Annotated in this window: 13 protein-coding genes; 7 read left to right on the top strand and 6 right to left on the bottom strand. The window is 41.8% G+C overall.

Annotated elements, in window-relative coordinates:
- The first annotated feature begins 13 nt into the window (after positions 1-13).
- From FTT70_RS03975 to FTT70_RS04000, 6 genes are all read left to right on the top strand, one after another.
- Entirely contained in the window at positions 14-1855 is a 1842-nt protein-coding gene (locus FTT70_RS03975; protein ID WP_154321101.1) for a monovalent cation:proton antiporter-2 (CPA2) family protein, read from the top strand.
- A 50-nt stretch (positions 1856-1905) separates the two neighbouring features.
- The gene (gene hslO / locus FTT70_RS03980; RefSeq protein WP_004975941.1) at positions 1906-2781 is read left to right on the top strand and encodes an Hsp33 family molecular chaperone HslO; all 876 of its coding nucleotides are present in this window, start codon (positions 1906-1908) and stop codon (positions 2779-2781) included.
- 258 nt (positions 2782-3039) lie between these two features.
- Entirely contained in the window at positions 3040-3504 is a 465-nt protein-coding gene (locus tag FTT70_RS03985) for a DUF2147 domain-containing protein (RefSeq protein WP_004975938.1), read from the top strand.
- 209 nt (positions 3505-3713) lie between these two features.
- A complete protein-coding gene (locus FTT70_RS03990; RefSeq protein ID WP_096901331.1) occupies positions 3714-4175 on the top strand; it encodes a DUF2147 domain-containing protein in 462 nt (153 codons plus the stop codon).
- Between the two features lie 381 nt (positions 4176-4556).
- The gene (locus tag FTT70_RS03995) at positions 4557-4892 is read left to right on the top strand and encodes a chaperone modulator CbpM (protein WP_004975930.1); all 336 of its coding nucleotides are present in this window, start codon (positions 4557-4559) and stop codon (positions 4890-4892) included.
- A 90-nt stretch (positions 4893-4982) separates the two neighbouring features.
- Positions 4983-5246, top strand: coding sequence for a YdcH family protein (locus tag FTT70_RS04000; protein WP_026438326.1), 264 nt, complete (start codon positions 4983-4985; stop codon positions 5244-5246).
- 290 nt (positions 5247-5536) lie between these two features.
- On the opposite strand, the gene FTT70_RS04005 is transcribed toward FTT70_RS04000, so the two are convergent.
- The 6 genes from FTT70_RS04005 to FTT70_RS04030 form a co-directional block, all read right to left on the bottom strand.
- The gene (locus FTT70_RS04005; RefSeq protein ID WP_179989710.1) at positions 5537-6775 is read right to left on the bottom strand and encodes a magnesium transporter CorA family protein; all 1239 of its coding nucleotides are present in this window, start codon (positions 6773-6775) and stop codon (positions 5537-5539) included.
- A 223-nt stretch (positions 6776-6998) separates the two neighbouring features.
- Entirely contained in the window at positions 6999-9086 is a 2088-nt protein-coding gene (pnp, locus tag FTT70_RS04010) for a polyribonucleotide nucleotidyltransferase (RefSeq protein WP_171257431.1), read from the bottom strand.
- Between the two features lie 261 nt (positions 9087-9347).
- Positions 9348-9617 (bottom strand): 30S ribosomal protein S15, encoded by a 270-nt coding sequence (gene rpsO, locus FTT70_RS04015; RefSeq protein WP_004975922.1) that lies wholly within the window; start codon positions 9615-9617, stop codon positions 9348-9350.
- An 820-nt stretch (positions 9618-10437) separates the two neighbouring features.
- Positions 10438-12180, bottom strand: a complete 1743-nt coding sequence (gene recD / locus FTT70_RS04020) for an exodeoxyribonuclease V subunit alpha (protein WP_218952764.1) — start codon at positions 12178-12180, stop codon at positions 10438-10440.
- Positions 12181-12289: 109 nt separating this feature from the next.
- Positions 12290-16009, bottom strand: a complete 3720-nt coding sequence (locus FTT70_RS04025) for a UvrD-helicase domain-containing protein (RefSeq protein WP_180168330.1) — start codon at positions 16007-16009, stop codon at positions 12290-12292.
- A gap of 44 nt (positions 16010-16053) precedes the next feature.
- Positions 16054-19794, bottom strand: coding sequence for an exodeoxyribonuclease V subunit gamma (locus FTT70_RS04030; RefSeq protein WP_180168311.1), 3741 nt, complete (start codon positions 19792-19794; stop codon positions 16054-16056).
- A gap of 236 nt (positions 19795-20030) precedes the next feature.
- Between FTT70_RS04030 and FTT70_RS04035 the strand changes: the two genes are divergently transcribed.
- Entirely contained in the window at positions 20031-20540 is a 510-nt protein-coding gene (locus tag FTT70_RS04035) for a hypothetical protein (RefSeq protein WP_004975913.1), read from the top strand.
- The last annotated feature ends 65 nt before the right edge of the window (positions 20541-20605 follow it).

Below are 20605 nucleotides of genomic sequence, written 5' to 3' on the forward strand. Positions count from 1 at the left end.
TTTGGATGACCACATGTCCTTATTGTTACAAATAACCATTTTTCTAGGCGCTTCATTGGTTTTGGTTCCCTTACTAAAACGCTTTGGTATTGCGACCGTATTGGGCTATTTGTTTACAGGCATTTTGCTAGGGCCTAGCGTATTCAATATTGCCAGCGACCCCGATGATATTCAGGAACTGGCAGAATATGGTGTGGTGTTCCTGATGTTTATTATTGGCTTAGAACTGCGTCCACAACGGCTGTGGGAAATGCGCAAGCCCATTTTTGTTTTGGGTAGTTTACAGGTCGGCATCACGGGTATTCTACTTGCAATCTTGGCTTTTTTTGCCTTACAGCAAGGCATTGCCTCAAGTGTGGTGATAGGTTTTGCACTGGCACTTTCCTCTACAGCCTTTGTGCTACAAATGTTGCAAGAAAAGCAGCAACTCAACAGCAGTTATGGACAACAATCCTTTTCCATTCTGCTGTTTCAAGATATTGCCGCCATTCCTTTAATTGCCATCATTCCCATGTTAGCAGGTGCAGAATCGACTCATCATGGCATTGCTTATTTTGCTGCAATCATGGCGACCTTTAGCGGTTTGTTCTTATTTAGCCGTTATCTCATGCGTCCATTTTTTCGTTTTGTGGCTAAAAGTGGCGCACATGAACTGATCACTGCTGTCGGTTTATTCATTGTACTTGGCGTGGTCAGCATTATGGATGTGCTGGGCATTAGCACCACCTTAGGTGCATTTTTAACAGGCGTATTGTTGGCAGATTCCGAATTTAGACATGAGTTAGAAGCCAGTATTGCCCCATTCAAAGGCTTATTGCTAGGCTTATTTTTTATGACCGTCGGGATGAGCACCGAACTGGCAATCTTAATGAATACCCCTTGGCTGATTGTAGGCGGTGCATTGCTGCTCCTGCTCATCAAACTGATTAGCCTCACGGCCATTGCCCGTTATTTCCAATATTCTTGGCGCAATAGTTTGTTATTGGCGACTTGCTTGGCACAAGGCGGTGAGTTTGCCTTTGTGGTGCTCAGTGTCGCACAAAGTGAAAGTGTGCTCAGCCAGGCCATGCTGCAACCACTGACCTTAATTGTGACTTTGTCGATGGTGTTGACCCCAATTTTATATTGGTTGATGAGCAGTCAAATTATTCCTCGCTTAGAACGTGAAAAATCGCCTGAATATGACGAAATTCCCGATACACATCACCCCATGATTATTGCGGGTTTTGGTCGTTTTGGACAAATTATTGCCCGTGTGGCGTACTTGCAGCATCTGCACTTTACTGCCATCGACAGCAATATGGATAAAATTGATTTTGTGCGGAATTACGGCGGTAAAGTCTATTATGGCGATGCCACTCAACCTGAAATTTTACGTGCCGCAGGCATCGAGCATGCCAAAATCTTTATTCTAGCCATTGATGATATTGAAGACTCAATGAACGTGGCACGGCATATTCGCCTGAATTATCCAGCGCTAAAATTACTGGTACGCGCTCGTGATCGTCATCATGTGCACTTATTGCGCGATTTAGGCGTTACCTATATTTGGCGTGAAACGTATTTATCCTCTTTAGGCATGGCCTATCAGGCTTTGCGCGATTTGGGCATTAATGAAAAAGATGCCTATAAAAGCATTGAGTTGTTCCGTGATTATGATGAACAACTCTTGGCACAACAGCAGCACATTTATACCGATGAACAAAAAGTATATGAAACCCATCGTAACGCTTTGGCAGAACTGGAACACCTGTTTGAAAGTGATGCACAAAACCGTGAAATGCCCTTGGGTGTCGATTTAAAACGCGGCTTGCATAGCAGTCATATTGATGTAACACGTGATGCAGCAAACTGACTTGTGTTTTACAATATTGCCACCATTAAAACAGGGTTATGGAGAATTTTATGTCTGATTTACGCCAACGCTTTTTTATTGAAGATAGCCCTGTTCGTGGTGAAGTAGTTCATCTCGAAGAAGCTTTGCAAACCATTTTGAAACAACGTGATTATGTGCCTGCGGTACAAGTGTTGTTGGGAGAAATGCTTTGCGCCACTGCCCTACTGGCCAGTACCCTAAAAATTAAAGGGCGTATTAGCTTACAAATTCAGGCATCTGGCACATTTAAATGGGCCATGGCGGAATGTAACCACTTGGGTGAAGTGCGTGCGTTGGCAGACTACGAACAAGACCCGCGCTTTTTAAGCGCTGAAGACAGCAGTACCGTCCTGAAAAGTTTGGTCAGTCCTGTACTGTTTATTAATATCGAGCCTGAATTTGGTGAGCGTTATCAAGGTATTGTGCCTTTGGACAAAGCCAATTTAGCTGAATGTTTAATGCAGTATTACGACTTATCGGCACAAATTCCAACTCGTATTGTGTTGGCAAGCAATGCCGAACGTGCGGGCGGTTTGCTGATTCAATTGTTGCCGCGTAACAGTGAAGAAGAACAACAACGGGTCGATGAAGATTTATGGCCGCGTGTGACCATGCTGACTGAAACCTTAAAAGCGGAAGAATTGACTGATTTAGACGTCAATGAAATTTTGTACCGTTTATACAATGAAGAACAAGTGCGTTTGCCTGAAGTGGAAGCCTTACGTTTTGGTTGCACTTGCTCCAAAGAACGCTGTGCCAATGCCTTAATGCAAATTGGTGTTGCTGCGGTACGTGAAACTTTGGAACATCAGAACCCTATTACTATGGATTGTCAATTCTGCAGCACACAATATAGCTTTAGTGCCGAAGAAGCCTTAGGTTTATTTGGAGAACATCTCAGTTAAATGGCATGGTGAATACCATGATTAATATGTGATGCAATGCTGAAAATTCATAAAAAATGAGCAGTACATTCTGCTCATTTTTTATTTACGTGATGACCATCGTCAAAACCTATTATTTTATTACTTTTCATGTGATTAATTTCACAAAACTTTCATGCAATTACTAGAAAATACCGCGTAAATTGGGTATAAATAATCCCATATTTTTTTTATGCCTTTATATATTTTAGGCTGCTTCTTCTCTGGGATATTGATTTTATGAACACCCTGTTCTTTTCTCGTTTAGCATTCATCAGCGCGATTTGCTGTTCAAGTTTAGCTTATGCAGCCAATGCAGACCCACTTTTGGGCAAATGGAAAACATTAGACTACCGCACAGGTTTTTCATTGTCTGACGTAGTCATGAGTAAAGATAAACAAGGTGCGTATGCCGCTACGATTATAGAACTACGTGCGGTTCCTGGCGCACCGCGTTTGGAAAATTGCACACTCTGTACGGGTAAAAATAAAGATAAGCCACTGTTAGGTTTTGTGCCATTAAGTCACTTAAAAGCTACGCCAAGCAATCAAATTGAATTTTATGAAGGTGACTATTTAGACCCGCGCACAGGTAAACAATATAAAACTCGTGCACGTTTAAGCAGCAATGGCAAACATTTAACCCTTTATAATGTAGACCTTGCCACCAATGCCAGCCGCAAAATGACGTGGGTGAAATACTGATTTTATTCCTCACCAATGCGATAAAAGCTGTGTTCTGCACACTTTTATCGGAATGATTAGATTTAAATTACCAACTCCATAACACTTATATCTTTTCCTGCCTGACATCTCACACTGCTCAATTTGCTTGTTTATTACATTCTTGCTATAAAACCCGAAATAGAATTTTTACTCTATTTTTTAAAATAACAATTTTGGGGATGCTGTTCATGAAAATAAATTTCAGAGGGATTTTTGCGGGTTTCGTTTTAACAACCCTCTCAAGTGTTGGCTTTGCAGAAAGCGATCTACTGGTCGGTAAATGGAAAACCATTGATGATCGCACAGGTTATTCACGTGCCGATGTCGAAATTCGCAAAAAGCCAGATGGCACTTATGAAGGCATTATCGTGGAAACCCGTAATATTCCGGGTGCAGAAAAAATGGTGATTTGTAGCAATTGTCCAGGTAACTTAAAGAACAAGCCTTTTATTGGCTTGCCATTTATTTGGGGCTTTAAACAAGATACCAAAAACCCACGTGAATTTAACCAAGGCCATGTTTTAGACCCTATTGGCGGTAAAGTTTATAAAGGCAAAGCACGTTTAAGCGCTAACGGTAAGCGCCTTACCTTACGTGGCTATGTGGGTGTTTCGGTGATTGGTCGCAGCGTGACTTGGGTAAAATACTAATTTTAAAAGCTAAAACATTGATTTACAGGGTTCTTTTTAAGAACCCTTTTTATTGCCAAATTTTGAAACAATCGTTTTAAACACTGTGTTACCGTTCAATCCAAAATATTAAAATAAAGAATGAAATTGAACAAAAAATAGACTAATATCTATAGAACATCTATACACACAAGCCAAATTGGCACATCAATATAACAGGCGTGAGCACAGCAAAGGATTGGCTGAATTTCACCAAAGGAATACAAATAAAAGATTCTATTACAGAGTACACAGGCTAAATTCAAGAGAATCGCTTATTGGATATCCACCAATTATTGATGTAAAGCAATCCCTCATTTCAGACGAGCCAACTCGTTTGAATTCGATCAGAAGGAGTATGCCATGACCACCATTTTATATCGTGAAATCACTTCAGACGGACAGCACACAGAAATTATTGAAGAATTTACCCAGTTAGATTTAAAAAAATTTGCCGAAGCGTGTGGGCAAAGCCCTGAATGGGTCTTACAACTTTTAGAATATGACATCCTGCCTTCCCGCCCTGCCGAACGTATCCACCAATTTTTTGGTGAAGATGTCAGCCGTGCACGCCAAGCCTATCGGTTGCAACGTGATTTTGATGCCAGTTTTTCAGCTGTCGCCATGATGCTTGACCTGATTGATGAAGTACAAAAATTACGTAAAGAAGTTAAACATCTGAATTTTCAACATAGTTAATCCTCACGCTCTAGCTGTGTGATTCATCACCTTGCTAGAGCGTTTTTCTTTCTATGCCCGTAAATTTTTTTGATGAGAATGATCTACACAATGAAAACTAAAGACTGCAACAAGAAGATTAAAAATATGTTTCCTGAGTTTCGTGATTTAATTCAGGGATTACGCGACAGCAATCCACATTTTTCAAAAATTTTTGAAGATCACGAACAGCTAGACCGTGAAATCAGCCAGTTAGAGCTTGATCCTGTGCATCAAATTAATGATGACATTGAAGCGCTGAAACGCAAAAAATTAAGACTAAAAGATGAAATGTATCACTTGCTGCGTAATGCACAAAATGATCAATTGGCTTAAAAATACATACAAGTCTGAACTGCAAATCCTCATACGATCAAATGCAGGACACAGCAAGAAAAGACAAAAAGCAAAACAAGATGGCGTATTCAAGTCTGAAAACAGCATTCAAAAAACTGCCATCTTGAGCTAAGTGTCTGCCTATCTGGTTCAATCTGTGGATAAGCTTATCAGTCCTATGGATAACTTTTGAGGTCTGTGGACAACTTTTAAATCAATACATTATCTTGTGAATCCGCATTGGATGCAGGACTCAATCCATCACCACATCCGTAAGTTTATCTTCTAGATCATTTAAGTTTAGTCAGTTTTTCAACTTCTTTAATGGTGCCTTTCACGGTTTGCTTAATGGGTTCATAGTCTAAAAACCAAAATAAATTCATGGGTTGGTCATTATGTTGCTGTGCCAACATATCAATCACACTTTTTTCACCCAGACCGACAAGGTGCCTACGATAAAAATAATACAGCAACAACAAAGTAGTCATCACCATTACCCCAAGCATGATCCAAAAGGCCTGTGCGTGTTTCAGCCCCGGCATAAACTCAAAGTTCATACCATACACCCCTGTAAATAAAGTCAAAGGTGCAAAAACTGCGGTAATGATGGCTAAAATCCGCATGTTTTCATTGGTCTGGTTGGCAATAGCAGAAAAATGCAGATCAATTGCGGTTTGCACTGCAGAGCGTAAGCGAATGGTATGCTTTTGAATTCGTTCAATGTGACTGGTCAAATCATCCAAACGTACCAAAATAATATCCTGCCGTTCACTACGTTTTTTGCCACGTAAATGTGGGTAGTTATCGACAATTTCATCACGCAATTCCTGCAAGGCTTCTATTTGCTCTTCACATAAATTTTCAACTTGCTGAAACGCCATATTTTCTTGCAGCAATTGATGCCAACGGGTAAAACGACGATGTCCCTGCAACAACTCTTGTTGCCAATATTCCACACGGCGGGTTAGCGGCATGCGAATATCCAAGTAATCATCCGCTACCAAATTCAGTAAACGCAACGTTAAATCTAATGGTGTTGCTGCCAGTTTGCGTGCTTTATTCTGTTCTTCAATCGGGCGTTGTACCGCTGCTTCCACACGTGACAAATAGCTTTCCATGACTTTATTGCCCTGTTCCCGCACACTAATCAAAATCTGCGGTGTCATAATAAAGCTCATCGGCGTAGTGGCCAGTCCAAAAATCCGTTCATGTTTCTCCCCGACTTGTTGCCCTGTTGCAATACGGTCTTCGGGTGTGATCAGTTTACGGAAAATCAATAAGTCATAATCATCTAAAGTATCAAACGCACATGGATGCTCTATATTTAAAATATCGCGCACATGATATTCATTGAGCGATAATTGACTGTACTGAAAAATCTCTTGTTGCCACTGTTCTGCACGGTTAAGCACATCATCACGGGTGCAATCAATCCAGATAAATTCAGGCTCAAGCCCTTCAATTGGCTGTTTTTGCACATAAATATTGGTTTTATGATTGGTATGCAGATAAAAATAATAACTTTGCATAGAACGGGCACTCTATTTCAGTTTTCTTGTACGGTTTTTTGAGATTTTAAGATGTACTCAGTTTAAGCATGGATCAGGCTTCTTTTCAAATACATGCTGTAATTTATGCCGCTTTTCATACAACAAAGATGGTTTGTACGATGCAACAAAATTTTTAGCATAAAAAAACCCGCATTCAGATTGAATACGGGTTTTTTGACCATTTCAGATCATCAACACAGCATTACGCTTGTTCGATATCTTTCATAGTTAATTTGATACGACCACGGTTGTCTACATCAGCAACCTGTACTTTCACTTCCTGACCTTCTTTCAACACGTCTGCAACGTTGGCAATACGCTCATTTGAAATTTGAGAAATGTGAAGTAAACCGTCAGTACCCGGAAGGATATTTACGAACGCACCGAATTCAACAATACGGATTACTTTACCTGTGTAAATTGTACCCGGCTCGATTTCAGCAGTTAAAGCCTGAATTTTTGCAACAGCAGCTTGTGCAGCAGCTTTGGTTTCACCAAATACGCGCACTGTACCGTTGTCTTCAATATCAATTGCCGCTTTAGTTTCTTCAGTAATTTGGCGGATGGTAGCACCACCTTTACCAATCACGTCACGAATCTTGTCTGGGTTGATGTTAATCACTTGGAAAGTTGGTGCATGCATTGAAATTTCTGGACGCGCACGTGAAATCACTTGGTTCATTGCATTTAAGATATGCATACGACCTGCATAAGCTTGGTTTAATGCAACTTCCATGATTTCTTCAGTGATGCCTTCAATCTTGATGTCCATTTGCAATGCAGTAATACCGTTGGCAGAACCCGCAACTTTAAAGTCCATGTCGCCAAGGTGGTCTTCATCACCCAAAATGTCAGAAAGTACAGCGAAACGCTCGCCTTCTTTCACTAAGCCCATTGCGATACCCGCAACTGGTGCTTTCAATGGAACACCTGCATCCATAAGTGATAACGATGCACCACAAACAGACGCCATAGAAGATGAACCGTTCGATTCAGTGATGTCCGATACGATACGAATCACATACGGGAAGCGATCTGCTGCAGGAAGAACTGCTTGCACACCACGACGTGCCAAACGACCATGACCAATTTCACGACGTTTAGGGCCAGATTCACGACCTGTTTCACCTACTGAATATGCAGGGAAGTTGTAGTGCAACATGAAGTTGTCAGTTTTAGTACCCGATAAGGTATCAACCATTAAGGCATCACGTGTATTACCTAAAGTGGTGGTAACCAAAGCCTGAGTTTCACCACGGGTAAACAATGCAGAACCGTGCGCACGGTCTAGAACGCCAACCTGTACGTCAAGCGCACGAACGGTTTTGGTGTCACGACCATCAATACGTGGTTTACCAGACAAGATGTTGTCACGTACGGTACGGTATTTAAGATCTTCAAAGAGTTCGTTCAAGTCATCTGCAATGCCAGTTTCGTCATTTTCAGGAACGAATTGCGCAACTGCTTCTGCTTGAAGTGCATCTAATGCAGCATAACGGTCTTGTTTGATCGCAATGGTGTACGCTTCAGAAATTTTTGCTTCAAACGCTTCTTTTAGTTTTGCACGAAGGTCTTCGTTTTTCTCTGGAGCAGTCCAAGTTGACTCAGTTGCACCTGCAGCCGCAGCAAATTCTTTGATCGCTTGAATCGCGATTTGCATTTCGTCATGACCGTAAAGCACTGCGCCTAACATTTGGTCTTCTGAAAGTTCTTTTGCTTCAGATTCAACCATCAATACAGCAGATTCTGTACCTGCAACCACAAGGTCAAGGTCAGATTGCGCCATTTGTTCAAAGTTCGGGTTAAGCACGTATTCGCCGTTGATTAAACCCACACGCGCCGCACCAATTGGGCCACGGAACGGTGTACCTGCAATTGCAAGTGCAGCAGACGTACCTAACATTGCAGCAATGTCAGCTTCCATGGTTTTGTCAGAAGATACAACAGTCGCAGTAACTTGAATTTCGTTGTAGTAACCTTCTGGGAACAACGGACGAATTGGACGGTCAATTAAACGTGAAATTAAAGTTTCTGCTTCAGAAGCACGGCCTTCACGCTTACCATAACCACCTGGGATACGACCTGCAGCATATTGTTTTTCTTGATAGTTAACAGTCAGTGGGAAGAAATCTTGACCCGCTTTTGCTGTTGGTTGAGCAACCACTGCAACCAATACAGTCACGCCACCCATAGTAATCATTACCGTGTTGGCTTGACGCGCTACACGACCAGTTTCAAGTACAACTTGGTGCTGACCAAATTGGAATTCTTTACGAATAATATTAAACATCGACATGTTTTATTTTTTCCTAGTTCTTGTGAACAATTATTCTCGTGGAGACCCCTAAGGTTTGGCATTCACAATACAATTGTTTAGGTAAATGACAAAGCTTAGAAGCCGACCTCACTCGAATGAAACACGATTTTTAAACACAAAGAAGGAGCGAATCATTCGCCCCTTCCACTGATCTAGCCAAGGCTAGATATACTTTAGTTTTCAGTAATACAGCATTCAACATGCAATAGTCCGAAAATAAAAGCTTAAATCGAATTAACGACGTAAACCTAAAGCAGCAATCAATGCGCTGTAACGAGTCACATCTTTGCCTTTAAGGTAGTCAAGTAACTTACGACGTTGGTTAACCATACGGATTAGACCGCGACGGCTATGGTGGTCGTGTTTGTGCTCTTTGAAGTGACCTTGTAAGTCATTGATTTGAGCAGTTAAAAGTGCTACTTGAACTTCTGGTGAACCAGTGTCGTTTTCAGCACGAGCAAATTTAGCAATGATCTCTGCGCGATCTGCGTTTGTTAAAGCCATTCGATTTCTCCGAGATGCTTAATAAAAAGATTTGATACCGATCAATTGATTACTCAATTGACTGCCGTGCATCACTACAGCAAGGGCATTATTTTAAGGCAAAAACGTGCCGATTGCAAAACAGAACGACAAACAAGCGCTTTTAATTTTGAGATGTCCCAATAAAAGTATGATTTATGCTGAGGGTGTACACATCATGTTAGGTATAAAGTACCTACGGAAAATAAATATACAATTGTATATGATTGATAATATGTAATATTTTGCCAACCACTTTTCATCTACTGGAATATTTTGCCGTTAAAATAAAACAGCCCGAGCATAGCTCGGGCTGTTTTTGCGCTGTAGTTTCTTGTCTTATTATTCTTATTGTTTTGTTTATTGTGGTTATTTGCGCGTTTTCGCGTCTTATTCTCTGAACATTCCTGTTCTTGCTTTCACGTCCTTGTGTGGTAGATTTTGCCACAATAGTAAAGTGAAAGAAGTCGTATTTCTCGTATCTATTTGTAAGCTTTTTCTTACAACAGGTAAGCATTGTCAGCATTTTGCAAATCACCCAAACTTACAGGCATAAAAAAGCCCTGTAGTCTCTCCCAAAACTACAAGGCTTAGCGGCTGTAAGTTTCCTCTTCTCACTCACGTCCTGTCAGTTCGCTGTCATTCGACATTTATCGTTATTATTCTGCGATTATGCTCAACTATCCCTATTGAGCTTTTTATGTGAAGTCATCTTCTCAAAAAGATCTTGAAATCTCTATGCGCAAATTTCTCGAATCAATGTAAGCCATTTCGTACAAAGCCGCCACTTATTCAGTTTTTCTTAACAATCTAAAACGTCATTAATTCTGGCTAATAAACCACTGCTGCGACGGGTACGAATCATCAAAGCTTGCTGCAAAGCTTGCGCATCAACCAACAAACTTACGACTTTTTTAGCACGGGTAATGGCAGTGTAGATCAGCTCCTTACTCAGCAAGTTTTTTGCCGCAGCATCCAACACCACAGCTGTATGAGTAAATTCAGAACCTTGCGATTTATGAATAGTAAGTACAAATGCGGTTTCAATATTTTTAGGTAAGCGTGTTGCAGGCACCCACTTATTTAAACTTGGAAAATATACTTCAAACTGGCGCTGATCATTCTGCTCTCGCATAAAACAGATGCCAATATCACCATTCGACAACCCCAGTTGATAATCGTTATAGGTCATCATGACGGGGCGTCCTGCATACCAATCGCCATGTTTGGTTTGTTTTAACTGTTGCAACAAGCGTTTTTCAATCTGCAAATTCAGTTGTTGTAAACCCAAATGACCATGACGAATTGCGGTTAAAATACGGTAATCATCAAATACATTCACCACATTCTCAACATGCGCTTGAAATGCTGTACTTGATTGTTCCAAGCCCAAAGTATGTGCTTTTAATACCGCTACATAAGCCTGATAACCATACATCAGCTGATCATAATAATGCGCTAAATTTTCCGCTGAAATTTGCCCATTTTGCTGAGGTAAATATTGCAGTTGTAGGGCATCTATTTCGACTTGCTTAAATTGAATTGGCTTTAATTTACCTGCTGCCACGACTTGCTGTTCAAATTCAGCCAAAACCTGTGCAGGAGAATGTTCTTGCTGAATAAACTTCGCCATTGCGCCAATTTTTGCACCTTCAGCAAAACGACGTGTGGTCACTAAATTGACACGGTTATTTGCGAGTTCAGGCACTTGCTGTAAATCGGCCAATACTGTACCGACATCGACTGAAGCCAATTGATTGGCATCGCCCAACAGAATTAAACGTGCCTGCGCAGGAATGGCAGCCAATAACATCTGTGACAGGCTTAAATCCAGCATCGACGCTTCATCGACCACAATCACGTCATAAGGTAGAGGTTGTTTAGCGTGAAAACGTGGCTTGCCTGTATTGCCTAAGCCCAATAAACGATGCAAAGTCACGGGTCGTAATTGACGTAAAGCATCGACATTAAACATTTGTAAAGCTTGACTATTCAAGGCATTTTGCAAAGCTTCATCCATCCGCTGTGCCGCTTTGCCTGTTGGTGCAGCCATCGCAATCCGAATATTTGGCAAAGCTTGATTAAGCACCGCAACAATATGCGCCAAAGTATAGGTTTTTCCTGTACCTGGCCCACCAGTGATAATACTTAAACTTTGAGTTGCCGCAGTCTGTAACGCTTTTTGCTGCTGTGGATCTTGCAATAAATTAAGCTGTTCGGCTTGTAATTCAAAGGACAAAGGCGGCTGCGCCTGAATCCGTAAAATATCGCTAGCAACCTGATGTTCCAGTTTCCAGTAGCGATACAAATACAAACGCTGCCCATCAAATACAAACGGTGCAATTTGTGGATCAGGATTTAAAGCGCTACGCTGCAAGTTCATGTGCAAATGTTGCAATGCCGCCACTTGTTCTGCGGTTGCAGGAATACAGCTATCCCCTTGCTGAATAGCATCGAGTACCTGTTGCATCAAAATTTGCGCTGAAGCATCAAAAGTGACATTGCTAAATGGCGGCTGACATAGGTAATCCATCCACGCCTGCATTGGCGTTTGAGCTGAATTTAAGTGAATATGCTTGTTTTCCACACAGTTATCCTCAAAGTTATCCACAGGATAAGCAATTGTTTTATTAAGTCGATAAGCTGACTTAGCGTTATTTTTTAAGTTCAAAGTAACCCAATATTTGATCTAGTTGCAGAATAAATTCCGCATCTGGCCGCCAATGACAAACCCCTTGCCCTGCTTGCCCCTGCATACCACGCAAATACAAATAACTGGCTCCACCCAAATGTTGCCGAATATCATAATCTTGCAAACGACTGCCCAAATAACGGTGCAACGCCACCAAATACAAGGCCGCTTGTAACCAATAACTCGATTGGGTCATGTTGTGTTCAAGGTTGGTTTTTTCATAATCGCGCTGATCGGCACCCAAATAATTACTCTTATAGTCGGCAATGTGATAACACTGCCCATCAAAATAAACCAAGTCAATTGAGCCTGTCAGATAACGCGCAGTAGCGGCTTCATTTAAATCTTGAATAGGATGTCCCGCATCTTCAAACAATTGCTGAATTGCTTGAATAAATAAGCGCTGATCTGCCAACGCCAAATAGAATGGAAACTCTGATAAATAATGTGCAGTAGATAAGGCGGAAAGCTGGAAAGTATCGTGCAAAGGAGTATTCAACACATCCTTCAGCCACTCGGTCATGTGCGCAAAAATATCTGCTTCCTGCACAGTCGCGCTGCCTTTGGCAGTGTCGAGTTTTGCAATCAAATCTACCAATAACACATCTGAATTAAACTCTTTGTCGTTATGAAAACGGCGTTTGACTTCTTCAAAAATGTCGTTATAACTGGCTTTAAAGTCGATGTATTCAAAGAGTTTATGTAAAAAACTCCCCGCTTGAGTACCACGCTGAAAATTAGCTTTGATCCATGCAATCGGTTGAGCCACCTGTACAATTTCCTGTTCCGCTTCGACAGGTTCCTGATTGATTTCATCGGCAGCGGCAGCCTGCTCCTCGCTTGCCAATGCCAAAGTATCGCTACGCATGGCGGCAGGTAAATGTTGTGCCAAGCCACTAAAACTGGTTTTGGTCCGTGGATAAAAACGACGCTGCGGAAAATCTGCGGCTTCAATCTTAATTTCTTGCACTTGTTCGAGTTGTAATGCTGCCGCCAATTGTGTCAGAGGTGCTTCATCACAGCTCCACGCTGCTGCAATTTCTGCTGAACTTGGCGCTTGTAAACGCCAAACATTTAAACCAGCAGATTTTGGTGCAGCCTCTTTTTTACCTTCTTTTGCAGGCGTAGGCTGTTTTAGCATCGCATAGACCCGATAACTGGCGCGGGTGAGTGCCACATACCAAAGCCGATTCAACTCTGCCAAACGGCGCTCACTGTGCTGCTGCATTGCTGTGGCATCTATGTCTTTATGTTTAATGGCAATGATACGTTGCTCAATGCCTTGCTCTTCCTGCGTTGCAAACACCAAAGCAGACTTGTCAGATATAGGTGGCTGATCTGCCGACATCAAAAAGACCACTTTAAACTCCAAGCCTTTGGACTGGTGAATGGTCATCAATTTCACGCCTGCCGCATTAGAAAGTTTTCGTTCAATTTCCCAATCGCGTTTGGCAGGTGATTCAACTTGCTGTAAATACCAGTAATACAGCATGTAAGCCCCTTGATGGCGTTCACTTTGACGACTCAGCAATTCGGTTAAATGGCGTAAATTCACCACATGCCGTTCATTGTCAAAACTGCGTTTTGCCACCAAATTTTCCCAAATTTTAAATAAGTTCAGGCAGTAATTCCATGCGGTTAAAAAGCCTTTATTGACCCACATTTCCCGAATGCAGTCGAAGTCATAAATAAACTGACCTAACCCCTGTTGCTCAAGTTCAATCAACTGTTGCAGGTTATAACCCAATAAACGTGTCAGTAAGGCACGCTTGACCTTGGCTTCATCATAAGGATGTAAAATTGCAGTTAAAATTGCCGCCACATCTTTGGCTAAAAAGCCTGTAAAAACACTGCGCTGACTACTTCTATTGACCTGAATTCCAATCCGTTCAAGCTCGTATTGGGCTTGATCAAGCTTTTGATGACTGGTCGATAAAATGGCAATATCATCGGCTTGTAAAGCGACTTTGCCTGAAGAGTGATCAAAATATAAATCGCCTGCAATGCCTTGATTTAATAACTCGCGAATTTTTCGTGCAATTTGAATGGACTCATCCTGATCATGTTCCACCGTTACCCAACGCAGCGGTGCGGGATTGGCCTGTTGCCGATCCATTAAGGCAGGATGAGGACGTGAACCTGCAATGACAGGATCATAAATCACTTTTTCACCAAAAGCGGGTTGGCGTTTAAATAACTCATCCACCACACTGACCAGCTCTTTCACTGAACGATGATTTTGTCTGAGCGAGTAAATGCGACCTTGCTTTTTCAGCACGTCGTCACGGGCATTGTTGTAGGTCAGCATATCGCCACCGCGGAAACCATAAATTGCCTGTTTAGGATCGCCCACCATAATCATGCAACCGCGCGCATACCACTTTGGATTGCGCCAAATTTGCGCCAGCATGTCATCTTGGTCTTGGTTGGTGTCCTGAAATTCATCCACCAAAATCAGTGGATAACGCGTATGCACAAACTGTGCAAAACGCTGCCCGCGTTCTCCCTGCAAAGCTTCGGCTAAACTGCGAATTTGTTGGGCAAAAGTGGTTTCCCCTTTTTGCTGTAAAAGTTGCGGTAAACGCTGTTTGACGTGTTGTACCAAATAGAATTTTAAATTGGTCTCCACCAATTCAATTTGATGCTCAAAATTAAGTTTGGCATCCACCACTGCTTTGATTTTTCGGATCACAGGATGATCAAAAAAAGCATCTTGCACCTCTTGCGTACATGGTGCTTTCGCTTTGTTAAAAATTGATTTTCTGAGCTTACCGTCTTGGTTCAAATATAGTGCAAAGACCGCATTAAACAATGCGGCAAGATGTGAATTAAAATAATGTTCTAAAGGGCTGTGCTTAATTTTTTCAATCAGTTTTGGCAAAGTCACTGTAAATAGTGGCTGCAACCCCTTCTTATCACTCCCCGCGACATAATCGGAAAAATTAAAGCTATATTCACCATCATAATATTCTTTTAATTCTTCAATTTGCGTCATGGTGATACTGGCTAAATTCTGCAACGCCTCTGCTAAATCCTGAACCTCCAACTGTGCCTGATCTATGCCTTGAATCTCTGCCGATGCAAAATTTAAACTGGTATTGACCAAACCCTCATAATCGGCTGCCGATTTCAACCGCCCACATAACAGCATATAGTCCACAACATGCTGAGGCTGTGCCTGAATCCATTCACGCAGCACATCATGCACCAATTGTTCGGTATAGACCGATGCTTGGTCAGTAATATTGGCGCGCTCAATTTTGCCACTTTCAAAGGAAAATTCACGCAATAATTTTTGGCTAAAGCTATCTAATGTTCCTACAAATAGCTCATCCAGTTGCGCACTCACCAACTTCAAACGTGAACTGGCATAGTCCAGTTTTAAACGATATTTCTGCAAAATATGTTTGAGTAAAGGATCTTGTAGTTGTGCAATTTTCTCTGCAAGGGCGCGTTGATCTAAAGACTGATTTAAACACTGGTCGATATATTGTTGGGTTTCAAGCAAGCGTGCACGAATACGACTTTTTAGCTCGGCTGCGGCGGCACGGGTAAATGTGGTCGCAATCACTTGATTAGGCAAATAATCTTTCAGGAAAATCCGCACCATCAAACTAGATAAAGTATAGGTTTTTCCTGTACCTGCCGATGCTTCAATCCAATGCAAGCCTTTAAATTGCATCTCTTGAATTGGGTCATAACAAATTGGGAATAGGCTAGATGAGTTCACGCAGATTCCCCTTGTTTTTGAAGATTTTTCGCAGATTCATAATTTTCAATGATGGGCTGATACAGTCGATGGCTATATTGCTGAAATGCCTCAATCAACAACGGTTCAGTTTCACTGTCTTGAAAAATAAATGACCAGTCTGGGTGATTTTTCTCACTTTCATCAATAAAGCTCCTCCTAGCACCGTCATGCCAATGTTTTACGAAGCTTTCCATATTCAAAACTTGATCGGACTGAGCTTCATCCCACTGAATTTCAAATTCTTTTTTATCTTTCATTTTTAAAACCAAAGCCGCAGGCAATAACACAGGATATTGCTGTGCGTGTTTCCAGAACTCAAACCACTGGGCTAAATACTCGTGTGCTTGCTGTGCATGGATATTGGCAAAATGAATCACCGCATCTTTACACACCACAATCCGCTCTAAATCTTGCTGTTCTGTGTTCTGATAAGCCACCCAGAACAGATATTCCAACCATACTTCGGCATATTTTTTTGGTCTGGCACTCGCTGCCACCACGCTACACCAAAGCTTTGTCGGCTGTTCAGGCACTTGAATACGGATATGCAGATGCGGATTCATTTTCCAAAGCTGTTGCGTTGTTGTGGTTGCCTCGTCTGCAAATTGCTGGAGTGTGTCACGTAAATATTGCTGTTCTTGCAGTCCCGTTTGAAACGTGGCATTTAAGGTTTTACCCACAGGCAAGGTATCTTGCAACAAGCTTTCTGCATCTTGCTCGCCATGTTGCAGTAAAAAATCACGCACACTATATTTTTCCAAGCCATTTAAAATCAGCGGCTCGTGGTTCATTGCAGCAGTGTCGGATTGTAAATTTTCGACTCCAATCGCTTTTAAATAGGCACGTGCAGGGAAACATACATCTCGAATCCATTGCATACTGTCGAGTACCACCACGTCTTGTGGCAATAATGGATATTCACCAAACCATGCTTCGCGTGGTGTGGTTTCTTGCTGCATTTGTTTGGCAACCCGATACCATTGATCTTTAAAGCGAACTTCACGGCTTTCGGCAAAACGCAGTTGATCAAAAGGTTGCAAACTATGTAAGTGATAAAGAGATTTCAATTGTGCGGGAATCTCGACACCATTCAAATTTAAGCGTGAATCGCTAGCTTCATCGGGATGTTTCACAATCAACTCCAAATGCTGCACAAATTCCTGCACCACCACGGATGGATCGCGCACCTCGCCATCACTGACATCAAAACCGTTATAAAATAACCAAACACTGTCTTGCGCCAACAATAAACTATCTAAAAATGCCCCTTGATCATCCTCAATGCGTGAACGATCTCCCAGTTGTGGTTTTAATAATTGCATCAAATCAAAAGCCAATTGCTGGTCACGACTTGGGAACACGCCATTGTCCAAATTCAGCATCACAATCAGCTTATACGGCAGTGGACGAATTGCACCAATTTGGCTAAAGGTAATGGCGCCCGATGGACTGGCTTGTTCGAGTTGGGTTTCGAGCTGGGCTGAAATTTCTTGCAGAATATAATCCAGCGGTAAGCTTAAATGACGCAAATCTTGACCCGACTGCACATCAAAATAACTGGCTAAGGTCAGCATACGGTCATGTTTTTGCACCAAACTAAACACCGATGCCAACACATCTACCCCTGCATCCTGAAACTCACTCAGGTCTTGCATCAGTTGTTTAAGCCAATATTCCACCGTTTTGGCTTGCCCCAATTCATGCTGAATTAGCCAATCACGGCGCTGTGCAAAATCCTGATAAATTTGAACCAGTTTAAAAATCAATTCAAAATCGCTACTTTGCACATCGGCATAACTTAAAGTGTGCTGAACCACGCAATGCTCTGGCACTGCAACGCCCAAAGCCAAACGATCTAAAGCAAACTTTAAGCTGAACCGATAATCTTGATCATCTGCACTCAGGCTGCGTTTTAAATGCTCGGCATCTAAACCACGTTTAAAACCTGCATTGGCCAACAACTCATTCATGCGCTCAATATTGTTTAAATTCAAGGCATAACGCTGTTGTGTGGCAGCCAAACTCAACCAGTCGCCAAACTCCTCAAAGCTAAAACGTCCTTGTACTAGCGCTATACGCCCAACCACCGCACGCCAAGCATTATGAATGTCTAAAGAGCTGATGCCTGCAATTTGAATAGGCAAATACACACTATCTTGACTGAGTTGATGCCCTAAAGCGGCTTGATTCTGCTGTGATTTTTGTTGTCCTTTCTGATAGAGATCACGTTCACTTGGCGGTGCAGCAAATACGCTGCGAATTAAAGATTCTTGTTCTTTGAGTTTCGGACTCAACACCAAAATATCACTGGCTTGGCGGCTGTCATCTTGTCCTAGCCATGCAATTAAACGATCTTTAAGTACCTCAAGCTGACGTAAACTTGAATGACACACATGAATTTGCAATGACTCATCGGCAGGGTCTAAGTCATACGCCTGCGCGACTGGCTCAACCAAATTCAATACATCCGATTGAATTTTGCCAAGTAAATGTTGCGGCTCTTCTTCAGGGAAAAGATCATACCACTCGCCTTCATCACCACTTGACAACGCCGCCAATAAAGAAAAGTGATCGCGTGCCTGCTTACCAAAGCGTGTCAGCAAGGGATGATGTGACTCGCGCATATCGGCATTAAATTCACCATTATATTTTTTGATATACGCAGCAATATCATCATCGCTTACAGTTTTATTTTGACTTTCCATCTCACGAATAAAACGACTTTTGATTCGCGCATCCATGTTTAATTTCCACTTAGGATCGACCATGTCTGCCCAATATTCTTGCGATGGGTTGTAATGCAGAATAAAAATATCCATATACTGCGCCAAACGGCGGATAAACAGCAACTGACTTGGCGGCAAATCCAATAAGGTAAAAATCACCAACTGTTTGGGTAATTTGTTAATACACGAATTTGGATTTTCAGGCTCGCCCAAAGCTTGCCAAAATTGCAGATCAATCTCCTGCATTTTTTCAAAATCTGCATGAAAAATATGCAACCACAACCAACTTTGCCATTGCTCTAATTCTTCGGCTTGCTCTTGAGTAAATGCGGCTATTTCCAATGCCGCTTGTTTTTCTTCTTCGCTCTCAAAGTTTTTAGGGATATAAATTTGCTGCTTTAAGTTCAGGCGTTTCTGTTGTCCCCAAACCGCTAACCAATTGCTTTGACATTGGCAGACACCCTCGCAGCCTTTTTGGCAAAAACCACGATAAACCATGTAATTGCTAAATAAACGTGAAACTTTATCTGCCACCCAATACAGCATGTTTTGCTTTTTGAGCTGCTTTTCTAAACCCTGTGACAATTGCTCTGCGCTGTCATAAATTCGCTGAATCAAACGATGTAAAGCATGCTCGGCAGGAAGTGGGTTTTGTTCGTGTTGTATCCACGGTTGTAAGTCATAAAACACACGCCATTGCATCACAATACGCGGAATATTTGCCTGACGCACCCGATCTTTATCGTCTAAAACTGCCTGATAAGCGGCCCATTGAAAGGCACGAATACGATGATGAAATTCAGTATTGGCACTAATGCCTTTTTGCTCGGCTATTTTTTCCGTCAGCCACTTTTCTACTGCCACTGAAGGCACAATAAAATGCTGGGTTTGTAGCACCTGAAGCGGATTCGATGTCGGTTGACGTATGGTTTTCAGCATTTCATTGACTAAAACTTCTATACGTTGGCTTTGTATGACATGAATCGCCATAAGGTATCCTTTAATTTATTTTGAATAAGAATGTATTAAATGTACTAGAAGGCCGTTGATCTATCATTTGCCTCAAGCACAACAAAAGAATAAAGATTATTGGCTATACACTTACAACGGTGTATGCCACTTTACAAGCATACTTTTATTGCCTACTTTATTCAAAAAGTGCTTTGAATAAAGTGGTTTAATTTACCAAACAGCATACGATTATCCGCCATTTTAAGGTTGTACTTATGATAAAAAGAGAGACAATTCCAGACAGTATTGATCCAAGCCTAGACTTGGAAATGATTCGTGCAGAATGCCTAGAACTGGTCAAAAAACGTGCCTATTTTTCTGCAGGTGCAGCCGTCATTCCTGTGCCGTTCTTAGACGTTGTCATTGATGTGGGCATCTTGTCGCAACTGATTCCAGAAATTAATGCACGTTTTGGCTTATCTCCTGAGCAAGTCAGCGTGTATGATCCTGAAACCCGAAAAGTCCACTGGAGCGAATTGCGTAAACGCGGTGTGGAATTTTCAGGCTTAGTCGTGGCGCGTACTGCAGTAAAAAAATCCCTGAATAATGTCGCAGCCAAGTACATCACCAAACAAGTCACCAAGTTTATTCCATTGGGTGGACAAATGGTGGCAGCAGGTTTGGGTTATTTTATTATGAAAAAAATTGCCGAAACGCATGTTGAAGAAAGCTATAAACTGGCAAAAAGCATTCAGCTTAAACAAGCCAAAGTTGTGAATGCTTAATTTTTAAACTAAACAGGCTCAAATTCAGCTAACTTAACACGCAGTCTTTGCATCCTCGAGGCAGA

Source organism: Acinetobacter sp. YH01003 (assembly GCF_013420525.1).
GTDB classification, from domain to species: domain Bacteria; phylum Pseudomonadota; class Gammaproteobacteria; order Pseudomonadales; family Moraxellaceae; genus Acinetobacter; species Acinetobacter towneri.